Source organism: Brevibacterium sp. RIT 803 (assembly GCF_016892625.1).
Classification (GTDB): Bacteria; Actinomycetota; Actinomycetes; order Actinomycetales; family Brevibacteriaceae; genus Brevibacterium.
The window spans coordinates 635,034-650,944 of sequence record NZ_JAFEMW010000001.1 but is presented as its reverse complement, the minus strand read 5'-3'; the positions used below and the strand labels follow the sequence as shown (position 1 = coordinate 650,944).

Here is a 15,911-nt window from a genome sequence, read left to right as displayed (position 1 = left end):
TCTCAACCTTCCACGGGTGCGTGGGCACCCGACGATCCGCGGTGATCATTGTCTGAGTTCTCGTCGGCGCGAGTGGTGTCGCCGGTGATTGTGGTGGTAGCTGTGTCGCCGTTGACGCTGGCATCGGCAGCGACGCCGGCATCGGCAGCGACGCCGGTATCGGCGTAAGAGCGGTACTGCTCGCGTACACGTGATGGTCTCGGGTGCAGAGTCGCGACGAGCTCGACCTGCCACCTCGGCGAGATCCCGGTCAGCGTCCAGGCCGCTTGCCGGGCGGCCCCGATGGCCACGTACTCGGCCTGTTCGGGGACGTCGATGGGCACGGTGAAGATGTCTCTGGCCACCTCTCGCACCGCTGGGTTGCGGGCTGCCCCGCCGATGAGGAGCAGCCGTTCGACGCTCAGGCCCTGTCGCAGCACCGCCTCGAGTCCGTCGGCCAGTCCGCATAGCATGCCTTCGACGAACGCCCGAGCGACGTTCTCCGGGGACGAATTCGCCAAGGTCATCCCCTCCAGACGGGCGGTCGCATCCGGAAGGTTGGGGGTGCGCTCGCCCTCGAAATATGGGACGAGGGTGAGGCCGTTCGCCCCAGGTGCCGAGGCCAGTGCCAGCGCAGCCACGTCGGTATGACTGGCGCGCAGCAGCACTGCCGCGGAGTCGAGGACGCGGGCGGCGTTGAGTGTGGCGACGAGCGGAAGGCGCCCACCGTCGGCCGAGGCGAATCCGGCGACCATCCCCGAAGGATCGTTGATCTCCAGTCGCGTCGGACTGAAGACCGTCCCCGAGGTGCCGATCGAGATGACGACGTCGCCCGGGCCTGCTCCGAGTCCGAGCGCGGCCGCCGCATTGTCTCCGGCGCCGGGGCCGACGAGGATGCCTTCGGGTGTGTGACCGGCGCTCTCATGGGGCCCGAGGACACGAGGCAGGACGACGGGAGCGGTGTGGGGTGCGCTGTCGGGGTTCCAGTGAGCATCGGGTCCGGCAGCTTCCCGTGCTGATGCACCGAATGCTGTGTGGAAGAGTTCAAGGTCATAGCGGCCGGTGACCGCGGAGAAGTACGCGGTTCCGCTGGCATCGGAGGCGTCGGTGACGAGCGCCTCGAGGTCAGGGCCCCGCGGGGCGGACGAGCTGCTTGGTCCGCAGCCCAACAGCCGCCAGGTCAACCAGTCATGCGGCAGAGCCACGGCTGCCACGCGAGAGGCATTGTCGGGTTCATGATCGCGCAGCCACCGCAGCTTGGCCCCGGTGAAGGATGCAACAGGAACGATGCCGGCCCGGTCGACGAATTCCTCTGCCCCGATCTCGGTGATGAGTGCACGCGCTGCCGCGTCGCTGCGCAGATCGTTCCACAGCAGAGCGTCGCGGATGACCTGCCCGTGAATGTCGAGACAGATGAGACCGTGCTGCTGTCCGCTGATGCTGACGGCGGCGACGTCGGCGAATCCACCTGCATCGGAGATCGCCTCCCGCAGGGCTGACCACCAGGCTTCGGGGTCGACCTCGGTGCCGACTGGGTGCGGGGCGGCTCCGCTGCGCAGGATCTCACCTGTGGCGGGGTCGACGATGACGACCTTGCAGCTCTGCGTCGAGGAATCGACGCCGGCGACCAGTTCGCGCGGTTCGAGGTCGGCAGCCATCACGTCTCCTCGGTCCGCGCTGCAACCTGCACCTGAGCCTGCGAGGCGGTCAGCGAGGTGTTCTGCGAAACGGTCTGCGGGGCGGCCTGCGCCCCGGGCGCCTGGCTGTCGAGGATCTCTCGGGCCAGCGCCTCGTCGACGATGGCGACATCGAGGATTCCGGCGGCGCAGGCTGCACGGACAGCCTCGGCGCGCTGTGCTCCGCGAGCCACACCGACGGTCGTCGCTGCGTTGCGCAGCTGGTCCAGGGTGACGGCGATGACTCGATCGTCGATCGTGTCGACCTCGGCCCCGGCAGCGTCGAAGAGGCGGCCGGAAGCTTCGGCCACCGCACCGTCTGCCAGCCCTGCTGCTCGCTGCTCTGGGCTGCATTTCTCCCAGACCGAGGACTGTTCCTGCGCCCATGCGGCGACCGAGATGACCGCGAGATCGAGGTCGTCTGCGGCAGCGAGGGCACTGGAGATCTCGGGCAGGGCACTGAGATCTGCAGCGGTGTCGGCCTCGGTGACCAGGAGTGGAGCCGGCAGTCGAACCATGGTCACGGCGGCGTCCTGTCCCAACCGGGCGAAGATCCCGGCGCTGGGCCGATGCGAACCGAGTTGAAGCGCACCGGCGAGCTGGACGATTGTGCAGCGGGGGAGTGCTGGGGCGAATTCAGCTGCTGCGTCGAGCGTGCGTGACCAGGCCAGTCCGATGCGCATCCCCGGGCGGGCATGACGATCGACGTAGGAAAGCGCTGCACGCCCCATTCGCTGTGCGGCGTGGGTCTCGTGGTCGAATTCGACGATGACGGCCGACCTCAGTCCAAGCGTCGTCGCGAGCCGTTCGGCTCTATCGTCTTCGTGAGCGGCATCGGCCTCGATTGAGATCGTGACGACTCCGCAGTCAACGGCCTCCTGCAGCAGACGAGCGATCTGGAACCGGCTGAGCCCGTGCGACTTGGCCAGCTCCACCTTCGAGCTGCCCTGGAGATAGTGCTCTTTGGCCAGCTGAGCCAGGAATCGGCGGTGTCTGGCGGTCGGTGCTGTGCTCATGACTCTCCTTTCCGAACTCACGGAGATCACACTCACAGCGACCAGCCTGCCGCTCATATGTGATCGATTGCACATCTGTTCAGATTATGACACAGTATTGCACATGTGAGCACGGATGCTCATATGTATTTCGTCAAGCACACCCGATGGCGGGCAGCAATCCCGCAATGACGAGGGAAGGCAATTACGATGAAGCAGAAGGTCACGGGCCGGGCTGTCACAGCGGCGGCCATCGGAGTGGTCGGAGCACTCACACTCGCAGGATGTGGTGGTGCCGGGGGAAGTTCGAGTGGCGGGGGCAACGAAGAAGTCAACGTTCTCATGGTCAACAATCCGCAGATGCAGGACCTGCAGAAGCTCACCGCGGAGCACTTCACCAGTGACACCGGCATCAAGGTCAACTACACGGTGCTGCCGGAGAACGAAGTCCGCGCCAAGATCGGGCAGGAGTTCTCCGCGCAGGCAGGCAACTACGATGTGGCCTCGATGTCGAACTACGAAGTGCCGACCTACGCCAAGAACGGGTGGCTGACGTCGATGGATGAAGGCGTCGTCGATGCCGAGGGATTCAATCAAGACGACATCCTCGCCCCGATGGCCGAATCGATGACCTATGAGGACGAGATCTACGGAGAGCCGTTCTACGGGGAGGGATCCTTCCTGATGTACCGGACGGACATCTTCGAGAAGGCGGGGGCGACGATGCCGGAGAATCCCACCTGGGAGGAGGTCGCCGATCTGGCAGCGAAGGTCGATGGTGCCGAGAAGGGCACCAAGGGCATCTGCCTGCGCGGCCTGCCCGGATGGGGCGAGATGTTCGCGCCCCTGACCTCCGTGGTCAATACCTTCGGCGGAACGTGGTTCGATGAGAACTGGGACGCACAGGTCGACTCCAAGGAGTTCAAGGAGGCGACGAACTTCTACGTCGATCTCATCAAGGACCACGGCGAATCGGGAGCACCGCAGGCCGGTTACACCGAGTGCCTGACCAACCTCCAGCAGGGCAATGTCGCGATGTGGTACGACTCGACGGCGGCAACGGGAACCCTCGAAGCCGATGACTCACCAGTCAAGGGCAAGATCGGCTATGTCGCAGCCCCGGTGAAGGAGACGAAGTCGAGTTCGTGGCTCTACACGTGGGCCTGGGGAATCCAGAAGGAAGGCAAGAACCAGGATGCCGCCAAGCAGTTCGTGGCTTGGGCCTCGTCACAGGACTATGAAGAGACCGTCGCCGAAGAATTGGGCTGGCAGCATGTGCCCGCGGGCAAACGCACCTCGACCTATGAGAACCCGGACTACCAGAAGGCCGCGGAGCCGTTCTACAAGCAGACCGAGGACGCCATCAACTCGGCAGATCCGAAGAACCCCGGTGTGCAGCCGCGCCCGACTCTCGGAGTGCAGTTCGTGACCATTCCCGAATTCGCCGACTTGGCCACGGGCATCTCCGAGGACGTCAGTTCGGCGATAGCCGGACGCACCACGGTGGACAAGGCGCTTGAGAAGGGACAGAAGCAAGCAGAGAAGGTCGGAGACAAGTACAAGAAGTAGACGATGCACTGGGCGGAGGCGTTCGCGTCTCCGCCCAAGCACCCGGCCCCACTGCCACCCATCACCGGAGGTTGTCCATGTCAGCTCCTGCGCAAGATCGCCGCACTCAGGCGGCGCCCGCGCCCACATCGCCCAGGCCCGCATCCTCGAGCGCTCGAGAGCGGTGGTCGCGGCGAGTTCCCATGCTGCCGGCGCTGATCTTCGTCATCCTCGTCACGCAGATTCCCTTCGCGATCACGATCGTCATCTCATTCATGAAGTGGAACGCGGCCTATCCCGATGACATCAGCTTCGGCACCCTGCAGAACTACATCACCGTCTTCACGAATGCGGATCTGCTGCGGGCGGTGTTCGTCACCATCGGGCTCACCGTCTCGGTCGTGCTGGTCTCGGCGGTGCTGGGTCTGGCCATCGCGCTTCTCCTCGACCGGAAGTTCATCGGCCGCGGGTTCGTGCGCACGCTGATGATCACCCCGTTCCTGATCGTGCCGGTGGCTGCGGCGCTGCTGTTCAAGCATGCGATCTTCAACCCGTCCTACGGATTGGTCAACGGACTGCTGACCAGCGTCTTCGGTGAGAACGCCCCGCAGCCGGATCTGATGAGCACCTATCCGCTGTTGGGAATCGGCATCGTCCTCGTCTGGCAGTGGACCCCGTTCATGATGCTCATCATGCTGGCGGGGCTGCAGTCGCGTCCCATGGACGTCTACGAGGCGGCGCTGGTCGACGGCGCCGGACCGGGCCAGACGTTCCGATTCATCACATTGCCGCACCTGAGACGCTATATCGAACTCGCGGCGCTGCTCGGGACCATCTACATCGTGCAGAACTTCGACACCGTCTTCACGATGACTTCGGGCGGACTCGGAACCGCGAATCTGCCCTATGTCATCTACCAGGAATTCTTCGTGGCCCAAGACTATGGAGTCGCCTCCGCCGTTGGCGTCATCGTCGTCATCGCCTCACTTGTCATCGCGACGTTCGCGCTGCGAACCGCGTCCACTCTGCTCAAGGAGGAGAACTCATGAGCGCCCCAGACATCACGGCCCCGCCGGAAGCCGATCGTTTCCGGAAGAAGGCGAGTGCGCAGAGACGCCCGGGCCAGCGCCGAATCGGCAAGGTCCTGCTCGGTCTCTTGGCCTGGCTGGTCGGCCTCCTCTTCGTGTCCCCGCTGCTGTGGATGCTGCTGACCAGCCTGCATGCCGAGACAGATGCTTCGACGAACCCGCCCAGCTTCTTCGCGCCGCTGACGCTGGAGTCCTATTCCAACTTCTTCGGCGGCGGCAGCGGCGTCAGCCCCTGGCCCGCCCTCATCAATTCGGCGGTCGCGGCGATCGTGTCCACCCTCATCGTGTTGGTTCTGTCGACCATGGCCGCGTATTCGCTGGCCATTCGCCGGATCCAACGCTGGTCGGATGTGCTCTTCTTCCTGCTCTCGACCAAGATGCTGCCGATGGTCGCGGGACTGCTGCCCGTCTACCTGGTCGCGCAGGCATTCGGCATCCTCGACACCTGGCTCCTGCTCATCATCATCTACTCGGCGATGAACATGCCCATCGCCGTGTGGATGATGCGATCATTCCTCGCCGAGGTGCCGATTGAGGTGCTCGAAGCCGCTGAGCTCGACGGTGCCCGGCTTCCCCGGGTCTTCATGCAGATTCTGCTGCCCCTGACCGCACCGGGTCTCGCGGCCACGGCCCTCATCTGCTTCATCTTCTCGTGGAACGAACTGCTCTTCGCCAATGTTCTGACCTCGACGGCGGCATCGACGGCGCCCGTGTTCCTCACCAGTTTCGTCACCTCCCAGGGACTGTTCCTGTCCCAGGTGTGTGCGGCCTCGCTGATCATTTCGGTGCCTGTGCTCGTCGCCGGCATCGCCGCCCAGGACAAACTCGTCCAGGGCCTGTCGATGGGTGCAGTGAAGTGATGTCGAATTCCCCGGATGCTGCACACGGTGACCGTGCCCGCCCAGCCTCAGACTTGCTGCCTCTGCACGGATCGAACCTTGATCGGATTGCGGCACGAGGGGTCACCGTCCCCGACTATGACCGGAGCGCAGTGACTCCGGGAATCGTGCACTTCGGCGTCGGCGGCTTCCACCGGGCCCATATGGCCATGGTCCTCGATGACCTCATGAGCGCGGGACGAGCAGCGGACTGGGGAATCGTGGGAGCCGGTGTCCTGCCCCACGATGTGCGCATGCGAGACGCGCTGGCCGGACAGGATCACCTCTACTCGCTGATACTCAAACACCCAGACGGCACCCGCGAACGACGGGTGATCGGATCGATCATCGACTACCGCTACGGACCCGACGATCCGCAGGGACTCATCGACCTCCTCGGCGACCCGAGGATCCGCATCGTCTCGCTCACCGTCACCGAGGGCGGATACAACGTCAACCCAGTAACCGGCGAGTTCATCTCCGACGATCCGATGATCGTCGCCGATGTGGCCGCATTGGCCGCCGGGTCGCTGCCGGGCACGGTCTTCGGATATGTGATCGAGGCTCTGCGCCGCCGCCGCGATGCTGGCGTACCCCCGTTCACCGTGCAGTCGTGTGACAACATCTCCGAGAACGGCCATGTGGCGAGGAAGATGTTCGGTGCCTTCGCCCGACTCGTCGACCCCGAACTCGCCGACTGGATCGACGTCCATGTGGCCTTCCCGAACGCGATGGTCGATCGCATCACCCCGGCCACCACCGCTGACGATCGGACCGAACTGCGTGATGAAGTCGGGATCGAGGACGCCTGGCCTGTAGTCGCCGAACCCTTCTTCCAGTGGGTGCTCGAGGAGAGATTCACCTCCGGCAGGCCCCCGTACGAACTGGCAGGTGTCCAGGTCGTCGACGATGTCAGACCCTACGAGCATATGAAGCTGCGTCTGCTCAACTCCGGGCATCAGGGGCTGGCCTATTTCGGCCTCCTCGCCGGCTACACCTATGCCCACGAAGCGATGGAGAATCCGGATATCGCGGTCTACCTGCGCAGATACATGGATGAGGAGGGCACCCCGAGCCTTGAACCGCTGCCGGGCATCGACCTCGACGGGTACAAGGACTCTCTCATCGAACGCTTCAGCAATCCCGAGATACGCGACACCTTGGCTCGTCTCGGTGCCGAATCCTCCGACCGCATCCCCAAATGGCTGGTCCCCGTCATCAGTGACAACCTTGCCTCAGGCGCACCAGTCGAAGTCTCGGCCGCGATCTGCGCATCGTGGGCTCGCTACGCTGAAGGCAGCGATGAGCGGGGGGCGGCGTTCACCATCGTCGATCGCTACGCCAGTGAACTGCAGCAGGTCGCGTCGTCTCAGGCGGAGGACATCCTGGCCTTCGTTCGGCAGGAGCAGTTCTTCGGTGCTTTGGCTGACGAGTCCCGCTTCACCGAGCACTACATGGCGGCTCTGCATTCTCTGCACGAACGAGGTGCGAAGGAGACCGTCCGACGACTCGCCGCCGGAGAGAAGCTCTAAGGCAGCGCCGACGTCCGAAGCAGCGCCGACGTCCGAAGCAGCGCCGGCACGCCCTTCCCGCGTTCGACCGTTGGTTCATCTTCGACGATTAGCATGGTGCTATGCGCCCCAGACTTGGCATCATCGCTGCAACCGCCGTGCTCGCCCTGACCGGTTGCTCCGGTGGAACGTCCGACCCGCAACCGGAGAAGACCGGGGAAGCCGAAGCCCCGCAATCGGCACAGAGGGCCGAACCCGAAAAGGCCGCCGAGCCCGCAGACATCGGCCCCGCTGACTTCGCCGACGAGGCGAAGGAGATCGTCGAATCGTTCTCCGACGATGAGCTGGCAGGATCCCTCATCATCGGCACCTGGTCGGGCACCGACATTCAGACCGGTGTCAACCTGCTGAAGGACAACAACCTCGGTGGGCTGATCGTCATGGCCGACAATCTGCCCGAGAATCCGACTCCTGACCAGGTCAAGGGTGTCACCGAAGCAGTCAACGCGGCACGTTCGAAGGGACAGCCCGTGTCGATCGGCGTCGATCAGGAGGGCGGTCCGGTCTCGCGACTGGGCACCGGCGCGCTGCCGTTCCCACCGCTGATGGCGCTCTCAGCGACCCAGGATCCCGACCTGACGCAGACCGCGACCAAGGTGCAGGGCCAGAACCTCACCGACCTGGGCTTCACCATCGATTTCGCCCCCGACGCCGATGTCACAACCGGTGAGAATGACGTGGCCATCAACGTGCGTTCGGCCGGTGACGATCACAAGGCAGCCGCCGAGGTGGTTGCACAGGCTGCGACCGGATACCACCTCGGCGGTGTCGCCAGTTCCGCGAAGCACTTCCCCGGCCATGGTCGACTTCACGTCGACTCGCACGAGAGCCTGCCGGTGTCGAAGAAGAGCATCAAGGAACTCGAGGACACGGACCTGCTGCCGTTCAAGTCCGCCGTGAAGGCCGGCGTCCCGATGGTGATGATGGGACACATCGGCCTGCCGGATGCGAAGACGACGCCGGCGACGCTGAATGAGAAGGCCTATCAGTCACTGCGGGACACGCTCGACTTCGACGGAGTCATCATCACCGACGCCCTCAATATGAAGGCTGTGGACCAGAACCAGAGTGGGATAGAGACCGTCAAGGCGCTGTCCGCCGGCGCGGATCTCGCGCTGATGCCACCGGATTCTACCGCCGCACAGAAGGCGGTGGTCAAGGCCATGAAGGACGGTGACCTGAAGAAGTCCGAACTGCAGAAGAAGGCAGAGCGCGTGGTGGCGATGCAGCTGGCGACTGCGAAGACCCAGAAGACGATGACCGACGATTCCGATGGGGACGACTCCGGGTCAGGGAGCGACTCCGGGCCAGCCGGTTCCGAGGATCCGCAGAAGGTCCTCACCGATGTGGCTGAGAAATCACTGACGGTCCTCAAAGGGGAGTGCGCATTCGAGGGCACCGACTCGATCTCCATCGTCGGCGGCAGCGAGAAGGAGAAGACCGAATTGACCAAGGCGGCCAAGGACGCGGGTCTCACAGTCGGCTCCGGTGGGACGAGCGTGAGCCTGAGCCCGGACACCTCCGCCGAGGTGGCAGTCGGTACCGCTGCACCGTGGACGATGCGCACTACCTCGGCACAGTCGGCAGTGACGGCTTATGACAGCAATCCCCATGCGCTGAAGGCCGTGGCGAAATGGCTCAAGGGTGATCTCAGTGCCTCAGGCAAGCTGCCCGTCGACTACGACGGAAGCGACAAGGCTCCGGACTGCAGCTGAAGCAGCATCCCAGACCGCAGCATTGCGGCAGGGCACGAAAAACCCCTCGTCCGGCTGGGACCATCAAGGCGGACGAGGGGTTCTTCGTGTAACCGGATCAGAGAACGCGAATGAAGGTGACGTCACCCATCCAGCTGTAGCTGCGCTTCGAGGTGCCTGACCCTGGTGAGCCGGCATCGTACATCTGACCGTCACCGGCGTAGATGCCGACGTGACCTGGGTGCCAGATGAGGTCACCGGGCTTGGCCTCCGACTGGGAGACGACCTGACCAGCGGCCTTCTGTGCACCGGAGTTGCGAGGCAGATCGACACCGACCTTGCCGTAGACCCACTTGGTGTAACCGGAGCAGTCCCAGCCGCTCTGCGAGGTTCCACCGTAGACATATGGAGTGCCGACGCCCTTGGCTGCCCAGCTCATGACCTGCTCAGCTTTCGAGCCGTCCATTGAGCCTGCATCGGAACCGGAGTCCTTGCTCTCGCCCTTGTCCTCGTCGCCGGAGTCCGAAGAGCCGGTGTTGGCGGAGTCGCCTGAGTTGTCTTCTGCGGGTTCTGGAGCCGGAGCAGCCTCGTCGGCTGGTTCGTCTTCGGTGGTCTCGACGGGTTCTGGCTTCGGCTTCGGCTTCGGCTTGGGAGCGGCCTCAGCAGTGATGTTCTCGACATCGACACCGATGGAGGCGCTCTGCTTCTTGTCCTTGCCCTGAGAAGACGAGCCTTCGTCCGCCGCGACGGTCGCCGACTGGTTTTTGAACTCGACCTGCGTCTGAGCTTCTGACTCCGCGGAGACTGAGGCCTTGTCTTCGGCCCCTTGGCCTGCTGCCGGAAGGACTGCTGCGGTGAGCAGGCCACCGCTGGCAGCGACAACGGCTGCACGGCGTCCGAAGACGGCGGAGTTGGCGTTCAGGATATCGGTCAGTTCGGTCAGGGGAGTCTTGACCTTGGCTTCTGCGGCTCGGCGGCCATGCTGCTTAGTTGCCACGTTTTCCTCTCGTCACCTATTGGAAGAATCCCAACCGCCACTTTCGGTCCTTAGTGATTTCACATCGAGCGTGGCGTGCGGTTCTCGCTGTGAAGTCGGCACTCTCGCGACCGACCTTCACAACTGTAACCAATCAGTGACCTAATGTCACGTTTTCGTTACATTGGGCGAGGAGTTTTCATCTCAGTGGGTAACAATGCAGGTCAGAAGCTTATTCTGCGCTGAAGTTTCTGTAACAGTTGCGCGTTTGCCTGGTGCTGTCCGGTGGTGATATGACCCATCTCTCACCATCTTCCATGCTTGTATGTAACAAATCGGCCTATGTAACAGCTCGAAAATGACAATTCTGCGACGAAGAATGCCGACTCGAGAGCGAGGGCGGGGGTTCGACGTTCCGGGTGGGCTCGCGCCGGGGTGTGAGGGGTGCGAATGGCAGACGGTCGGCACGTGCCCTCGATATCTGGGCTGAGATCAAGGTGGACTTGCCGACCGTTGGTGATGGAACTGCTGTTCGCGGCTGCCGACTGCGGGTGAAGCCGGGAGGTTCTCAGGCTCCAGTTGCGACCGGGCGGGCCGGGTCGGATGACCATCCCGACCAGCTGGCCGGGTAGAGGCTCGTCTCAACACCGAGGGTCGCCAGCGCCAAGGCATTGTGGCAGGCGCTGACGCCTGAACCGCAGTAGACGCCGACGGGGTGGTCGAGAGCGCCGAGGGCCGAGAATCGCGACCGCAGAGTCTCCTCATCGAGGAACTGGCCGTCTGCGGTGTTTTCGCTGGCGGGCGCGCTCGTGGCGCCTGGAATGTGGCCGGCCTGTGAGTCGATCGGCTCGGTCTCTCCACGGAAACGTTCGCCGGCGCGGGCATCGAGGAGGACCCCTGTCCATGCTGCTGCCGCGTCGGCGTCGATGACGGGCATCGAATCGGGGGAGATCGTCACGGTGCTCGGCTGGACGGGGTCACCGGCTCCGGTGGCCAACTCGCCTCCGGCGGCAACGAAAGCCTGCAGGCCGCCGTCGAGGACTCGTGCCTTCATACCCGCCCACTTCAGCAGCCACCAGGCGCGCGCGGCGCCCTGGCCCGAATTATCGTCATAGACGACGACGTCGGTGAGCTGGTCGATGCCCCAGGCCCGGACCTGGTCCTGGAATGCCTCGGCAGACGGCAGCGGGTGTCGTCCCGCTGTGGGGTCAGTCTCGGAGTGTGCGGCGAGTTCGGTGTCCAAGTCGACGTAGACGGCTCCGGGAATGTGCCCGGCGGTGAAGTCTTCGCGGCCATCAGGATTCTGCAATGTCCAGCGGACGTCGAGCAGCCTCGGCGTGGATCCGTCGTCGGAGAGGCGAGCGAGGAGCTCGTCGGCGGTGATGAGAACGTCGGAGCGGTTCATGGGGGATTCTCCTAGTGAGGTGGGGCGCAGGGAGTTCGGCAGGGTTGGGACGGTTCAACAGGGTTGGGTCAGGAGGACGACATGACGATCGCCCAGGCGGGTGAAGACCAGTGTCGCCTTGTCTCCGGCCGGCAATTTGAGTTGACGCCTGACCTGGTCAGGAACAATATCAGCTCCGCGCTTTTTGATCACGACCGAGCCGATGCCGCGGCTGATGAGGGCCTTGCGCAGGCTCGGGATCTTCGCCGGCAGCACATCGGCGACCTCATAGGTGGTGACCCCGGCAGCGGCCGGGCCGCTGGGTTCGGCGTCCGTGGTCAGGTAGGCGATCTTCGGGTGGACGCGGCGAGCCTGCAAGGGTCCGCACAGTGCGGTGACGAGTCCGGCGCGCACGATCGCGCCGTCGGGTTCGAGGAGGTACTGACCGAGCTCACCGACGCCGTCCTCATCGTCGGCGGGAAGATCATCTTCGTGGACGAGGAGTGTGCGCTCGCCCATGACGAGAGCGCTGCGCCCGGGACGCTGCCTGGCCTCGCCGAAATAGAGGCAGACCTCGACGACTTCGCCGAGGTGGGAGACCCATTGTGCCTCGGCCTCATCGGGGATGAGGCTGTGGTCGAGCGCCGGTCCGAGTTTGACGCCTGCGGCCTTCGCTGCGAGCGCCTTGTCGATGACCCAGGACAGGGAAGGGGAGAAGTCTTCGGGGTCGAAGATGCGTGCGGTGGAGCCGCTCTTGGACCCCTTCCCGACTGTGCGGCGGGCCGGATCGAACCACAGGGCGTCGAATGCGGAGGTGTCGATGTCTTCGGCGCGGGCGTGCTCGACGCTGGCATTGGCCAGGTGGCGGAGGTTGAAGCTGGCGATGGCGGCCGTGACCTCGTCTGCGTCGACGGCGGTGACCTGGGCGCCCATCCCGGCGAAGGCGAAGGAGTCGGCGCCGATCCCACAGCCCAGATCCGCGATCGTGGGTGTGGAATCTGCCGCATCAGCACTGCCGTCAGCACCCTCGTCGCCACCGGTGTCCTTGCCTTCGCCGAGGAGGCGGCGGGCGTGATGGGCGGCCACCGGCAGCCGTGTGGCTTGGGCCAGACCGTCACGAGTGAACAGCATGTCCTCGGCGAACGGACCAAGCTTCTTCACAGCGTCTTTGCGCAGCTGGGCCTGTGTGAGCAGGCCAGCGGTCACCTCGGCGGAATAGCCTTCCTTGCGCAGCGCCGATGATCGGGCGAGCTCATCGGCAGGCAGGTCCTCGATTCGGTCGAGCCGGTCGAGGACGGAGACGTCGAGGAGTTCGGTGAGTGTCTGCGGATCCATACCGTTCACCCTATCGTCCTGGCGTCAGCAGTCTGACTGCGATGTTGCAGGAGCGTAAGGAAATCGCGTCGGGAGTGCTCGGTGATTGTGCCTGGGAATGAGTGCTGTAAGTTGTTGGCTGTGACGTTATTGACCGCACGCGACATTCGCGAAATCGCCGCCGACATCGGTCTGCGCCCGACTAAGCAGAAGGGGCAGAACTTCGTCATCGACCCCAATACCGTGCGCTCGATCGTGACGTCCGCGAAGCTCCAGGACCACAGCAGCGTCGTCGAGATCGGGCCCGGCCTGGGCTCGCTGACGCTGGGGCTGCTGGAAGCCGGACACCATGTCACCGCCGTTGAGATCGATGAGGTCCTGGCCGCCCGCCTGCCTGCGACGGTTGAGAAGTACGGGAAGAGAGCAGATAAGCACGGGCAGAGCACAGCCGCAGCCGACGAGACCGCGAACTTCGAACTCGTCAATGCCGATGCGCTCAGGGTCACCGAATTGCCCACGGCACCCGATGCTCTGGTCGCGAACCTGCCCTATAACGTTGCGGTCCCGGTGCTGCTGCACTTCCTCGAGATCTTCCCGAGTCTGGAGTCCGTGCTCGTCATGGTCCAACTCGAAGTCGCAGAACGACTCGCTGCCGGTCCCGGATCCCGCACCTACGGTGTGCCCAGCGTCAAGGCCCAGTGGTACGGCGACGTCACTCTGGCCGGACGCATCGGCAAGAACGTGTTCTGGCCGGCCCCGAACATCGACTCCGGACTCGTCCACATCGATGTCACCCGCACCCACCGTGATCCGGAACAGCGACGTCGGCTGTTCGGCGTCGTCGACGCCGCATTCGCCCAACGTCGTAAGACCCTGCGCGCTGCCCTGGCGACGTGGGCCGGCAGCGCACAGCGAGCAGAAGAGCTGCTGCGTGCTGCAGACATCGACCCCAAGACGCGCGGCGAAGCCCTCGGCGTCGCAGACTTCGAACGACTCGCCGCAGCCGGCGCCGCACAGGGTGACACTTCCGCAACGGGAAGCGCACGATCATGAGCGCACAGCTGCACTCGTGCCCGAAGACCCTGACGCCGGTGAAGGTGCAGGCGCCGGGCAAGATCAACGTCCACCTCGGCGTCGGTGGGGCCGGCGATGACGGATACCACGAACTCGCGACGGTGTTCCAGGCACTCAACCTCAATGAGACCGTGACCCTGGTCCCTGGCGGGAGCTCCTCGATCGTCGTCGGCGGTCGCTACGGAGACGCCGAGGTGCCCCAGGACGAGTCGAACTTCGCCCGCAAGGCCATCAACCTCCTCATCGCAGCCCTCGAAGACGAACGCGACGTCGACGTCCTGCGCGAGCTCGACATCGTCATCGACAAACAGGTCCCCGTCGCCGGCGGTATGGGCGGGGGATCGGCCGACGCGGCCGCAGCACTGTGCGGTGCCGCCCACCTTGTCGGGGGAGTCGAGGAGTCGATCCTCCACGACTGCGCGGTCGGAGTCGGGGCCGACGTCGCCTTCCTCCTCCACGGAGGAACGGCCATCGGCCACGGACGCGGGGAGAAACTCAGCCCCGTCCTCACCCGCGGATCATTCCACTGGGTCATGGCCACCTCGGCGAGGCAGCTGTCGACGCCGGCGATGTACTCACGATTCGACGAACTCACCCCGAACCCCGAACCGGCGGTCGTGCCCGCCGAGGTGCTCACGGCACTCGCCGCCGGCGACCCGGACACCCTGGCCACCGCGGCCGCCAACGACCTCACCGATGCCGCGATATCGGCCATGCCCGAACTCGCCGAGGTGATGGAGGCCGGGCGTGCAGCCGGTGCTCTCCTGCCCCTGCTCAGCGGCTCAGGCCCGACGATCGGCTTCCTCGCCCGCGACGCCCATCACGCCCTTGACCTCGCGGTCCTGCTCCAGGCCACCCGCGGAGTCAAGGAAGCGCTGCGGACCACGGGACCTGCCCCCGGCGCCCACATCATCGAGCACTGATGGCCGAAGCGAAGGATCCTGGTCCGGGCTCTGCGGCTGACGATCGGACGAGCAGTCGGATGTCTGGCGGCAACCTCCACGAAAGTCTTCTCAATTCGATCGGCACTGACATCGTCACCGGTGACCTGGAAGCGGGAACGGTCGTCCGGGCCGAGGAGCTGCGTGTGAGATACGAAGTCTCGCTCTCGGTGGTGCGCGAAGTGGTGCGTGTTCTGGAGTCCCTGGGGATGGTCAAGCCGATCCGCCGCTTGGGGCTGGTGATTCTGTCCATGCGGGAATGGACCATACTCGACCCTCTGGTGGTGCGGTGGCGAATGGCCGCCACCCCGGCGCTCCAACTGCGTTCCCTGACCGAGCTGAGAGTCGCCATCGAACCTCAGGCTGCACACTTGGCCGCCATCCATGCCTCAGGCGAAGCGGCCGAGGAGATCATGGGATTGGCCGCCAGAATGCGCACCAGCGGACGCAAAGGCGATGTTGAGGCTGTGCTGGAGGTCGATATCGCCTATCATCGGGCAGTCCTGAGAGCCGGCGGCAACGAACTCTTCGCTTCCTTCGACTCGGTCGTCGCCGAAATCCTGCGCGGTCGAACGCACGCCGGGCTGATGCCGAAGTTCCCCCATCCAGAGGCGCTGCAATGGCACTTCGACGTTGCCGATGCCATCGGCAACGGGGACCCCGATCGTGCTCACGCTGCGATGACGAAGATGATGGATCGAGCCTTCGCCGAGATGGAAGATGCCTGGGCGGGCCAGCCGCGCCTCAAGACGGACTGACGACCCTTGGGCCAGACCAGGCTGACGATCCTCCA

General features: G+C 64.6%; 13 protein-coding genes. 8 read left to right on the top strand and 5 right to left on the bottom strand.

All coding sequences use genetic code 11. From position 1 onward, the window contains the following. Positions 1-2: 2 nt before the first annotated feature. Together JTF07_RS03015 and JTF07_RS03010 are read right to left on the bottom strand one after the other, a co-directional pair. Positions 3-1,637 carry a xylulokinase gene (locus JTF07_RS03015; protein WP_204232833.1) on the bottom strand — a complete coding sequence of 545 codons (1,635 nt, stop codon included), beginning with the start codon at positions 1,635-1,637 and terminating at the stop codon, positions 3-5. Further along, the gene (locus JTF07_RS03010) at positions 1,637-2,671 is read right to left on the bottom strand and encodes a sugar-binding transcriptional regulator (RefSeq protein ID WP_204232832.1); all 1,035 of its coding nucleotides are present in this window, start codon (positions 2,669-2,671) and stop codon (positions 1,637-1,639) included. Before JTF07_RS03010 ends, JTF07_RS03015 begins: the two co-directional genes overlap by 1 nt. A gap of 189 nt (positions 2,672-2,860) precedes the next feature. Between JTF07_RS03010 and JTF07_RS03005 the strand changes: the two genes are divergently transcribed. The 5 genes from JTF07_RS03005 to JTF07_RS02985 all read left to right on the top strand — a co-directional run bounded on the left by JTF07_RS03005 (position 2,861) and on the right by JTF07_RS02985 (position 9,450). Beyond that, positions 2,861-4,219 carry an ABC transporter substrate-binding protein gene (locus JTF07_RS03005; protein WP_204232831.1) on the top strand — a complete coding sequence of 453 codons (1,359 nt, stop codon included), beginning with the start codon at positions 2,861-2,863 and terminating at the stop codon, positions 4,217-4,219. 77 nt (positions 4,220-4,296) lie between these two features. After that, positions 4,297-5,247 (top strand): carbohydrate ABC transporter permease, encoded by a 951-nt coding sequence (locus JTF07_RS03000; protein WP_232488448.1) that lies wholly within the window; start codon positions 4,297-4,299, stop codon positions 5,245-5,247. After that, on the top strand, positions 5,244-6,146 hold the full coding sequence (locus JTF07_RS02995) for a carbohydrate ABC transporter permease (protein WP_213018578.1): 903 nt from the start codon (positions 5,244-5,246) through the stop codon (positions 6,144-6,146). Before JTF07_RS03000 ends, JTF07_RS02995 begins: the two co-directional genes overlap by 4 nt. Next, complete coding sequence (locus JTF07_RS02990; RefSeq protein WP_204232830.1) at positions 6,146-7,696, top strand: mannitol dehydrogenase family protein; 1,551 nt, start codon at positions 6,146-6,148, stop codon at positions 7,694-7,696. Before JTF07_RS02995 ends, JTF07_RS02990 begins: the two co-directional genes overlap by 1 nt. A 101-nt stretch (positions 7,697-7,797) precedes the next feature. Further along, positions 7,798-9,450, top strand: coding sequence for a glycoside hydrolase family 3 N-terminal domain-containing protein (locus tag JTF07_RS02985; protein WP_204232829.1), 1,653 nt, complete (start codon positions 7,798-7,800; stop codon positions 9,448-9,450). A gap of 97 nt (positions 9,451-9,547) precedes the next feature. On the opposite strand, the gene JTF07_RS02980 is transcribed toward JTF07_RS02985, so the two are convergent. From JTF07_RS02980 to JTF07_RS02970, 3 genes are all read right to left on the bottom strand, one after another. Continuing rightward, positions 9,548-10,426, bottom strand: a complete 879-nt coding sequence (locus tag JTF07_RS02980) for a C40 family peptidase (protein WP_204232828.1) — start codon at positions 10,424-10,426, stop codon at positions 9,548-9,550. Positions 10,427-10,973: 547 nt separating this feature from the next. Further along, positions 10,974-11,810 (bottom strand): sulfurtransferase, encoded by an 837-nt coding sequence (locus JTF07_RS02975; protein WP_204232827.1) that lies wholly within the window; start codon positions 11,808-11,810, stop codon positions 10,974-10,976. Positions 11,811-11,864: 54 nt separating this feature from the next. Continuing rightward, complete coding sequence (locus tag JTF07_RS02970) at positions 11,865-13,124, bottom strand: class I SAM-dependent methyltransferase (protein ID WP_204232826.1); 1,260 nt, start codon at positions 13,122-13,124, stop codon at positions 11,865-11,867. 120 nt (positions 13,125-13,244) lie between these two features. Here JTF07_RS02970 and rsmA point away from each other — a divergent pair, with 120 nt between their 5' ends. The 3 genes from rsmA to JTF07_RS02955 are packed head-to-tail and all read left to right on the top strand — an operon-like array spanning position 13,245 to position 15,876. After that, complete coding sequence (gene rsmA, locus JTF07_RS02965; RefSeq protein WP_204232825.1) at positions 13,245-14,156, top strand: 16S rRNA (adenine(1518)-N(6)/adenine(1519)-N(6))-dimethyltransferase RsmA; 912 nt, start codon at positions 13,245-13,247, stop codon at positions 14,154-14,156. After that, the gene (locus tag JTF07_RS02960; protein ID WP_204232824.1) at positions 14,153-15,100 is read left to right on the top strand and encodes a 4-(cytidine 5'-diphospho)-2-C-methyl-D-erythritol kinase; all 948 of its coding nucleotides are present in this window, start codon (positions 14,153-14,155) and stop codon (positions 15,098-15,100) included. Before rsmA ends, JTF07_RS02960 begins: the two co-directional genes overlap by 4 nt. Beyond that, positions 15,100-15,876, top strand: a complete 777-nt coding sequence (locus JTF07_RS02955) for a FadR/GntR family transcriptional regulator (protein WP_204232823.1) — start codon at positions 15,100-15,102, stop codon at positions 15,874-15,876. Before JTF07_RS02960 ends, JTF07_RS02955 begins: the two co-directional genes overlap by 1 nt. The last annotated feature ends 35 nt before the right edge of the window (positions 15,877-15,911 follow it).

Coding starts and splice junctions, on each gene's coding strand:
- JTF07_RS03015 (WP_204232833.1), bottom strand. CDS start 1,637: ATGGCTGCCGACCTCGAACCGCGCGAACTGGTCGCCGGCGTCGATTCC.
- JTF07_RS03010 (WP_204232832.1), bottom strand. CDS start 2,671: ATGAGCACAGCACCGACCGCCAGACACCGCCGATTCCTGGCTCAGCTG.
- JTF07_RS03005 (WP_204232831.1), top strand. CDS start 2,861: ATGAAGCAGAAGGTCACGGGCCGGGCTGTCACAGCGGCGGCCATCGGA.
- JTF07_RS03000 (WP_232488448.1), top strand. CDS start 4,297: ATGTCAGCTCCTGCGCAAGATCGCCGCACTCAGGCGGCGCCCGCGCCC.
- JTF07_RS02995 (WP_213018578.1), top strand. CDS start 5,244: ATGAGCGCCCCAGACATCACGGCCCCGCCGGAAGCCGATCGTTTCCGG.
- JTF07_RS02990 (WP_204232830.1), top strand. CDS start 6,146: ATGTCGAATTCCCCGGATGCTGCACACGGTGACCGTGCCCGCCCAGCC.
- JTF07_RS02985 (WP_204232829.1), top strand. CDS start 7,798: ATGCGCCCCAGACTTGGCATCATCGCTGCAACCGCCGTGCTCGCCCTG.
- JTF07_RS02975 (WP_204232827.1), bottom strand. CDS start 11,810: ATGAACCGCTCCGACGTTCTCATCACCGCCGACGAGCTCCTCGCTCGC.
- JTF07_RS02970 (WP_204232826.1), bottom strand. CDS start 13,124: ATGGATCCGCAGACACTCACCGAACTCCTCGACGTCTCCGTCCTCGAC.
- JTF07_RS02960 (WP_204232824.1), top strand. CDS start 14,153: ATGAGCGCACAGCTGCACTCGTGCCCGAAGACCCTGACGCCGGTGAAG.
- JTF07_RS02955 (WP_204232823.1), top strand. CDS start 15,100: ATGGCCGAAGCGAAGGATCCTGGTCCGGGCTCTGCGGCTGACGATCGG.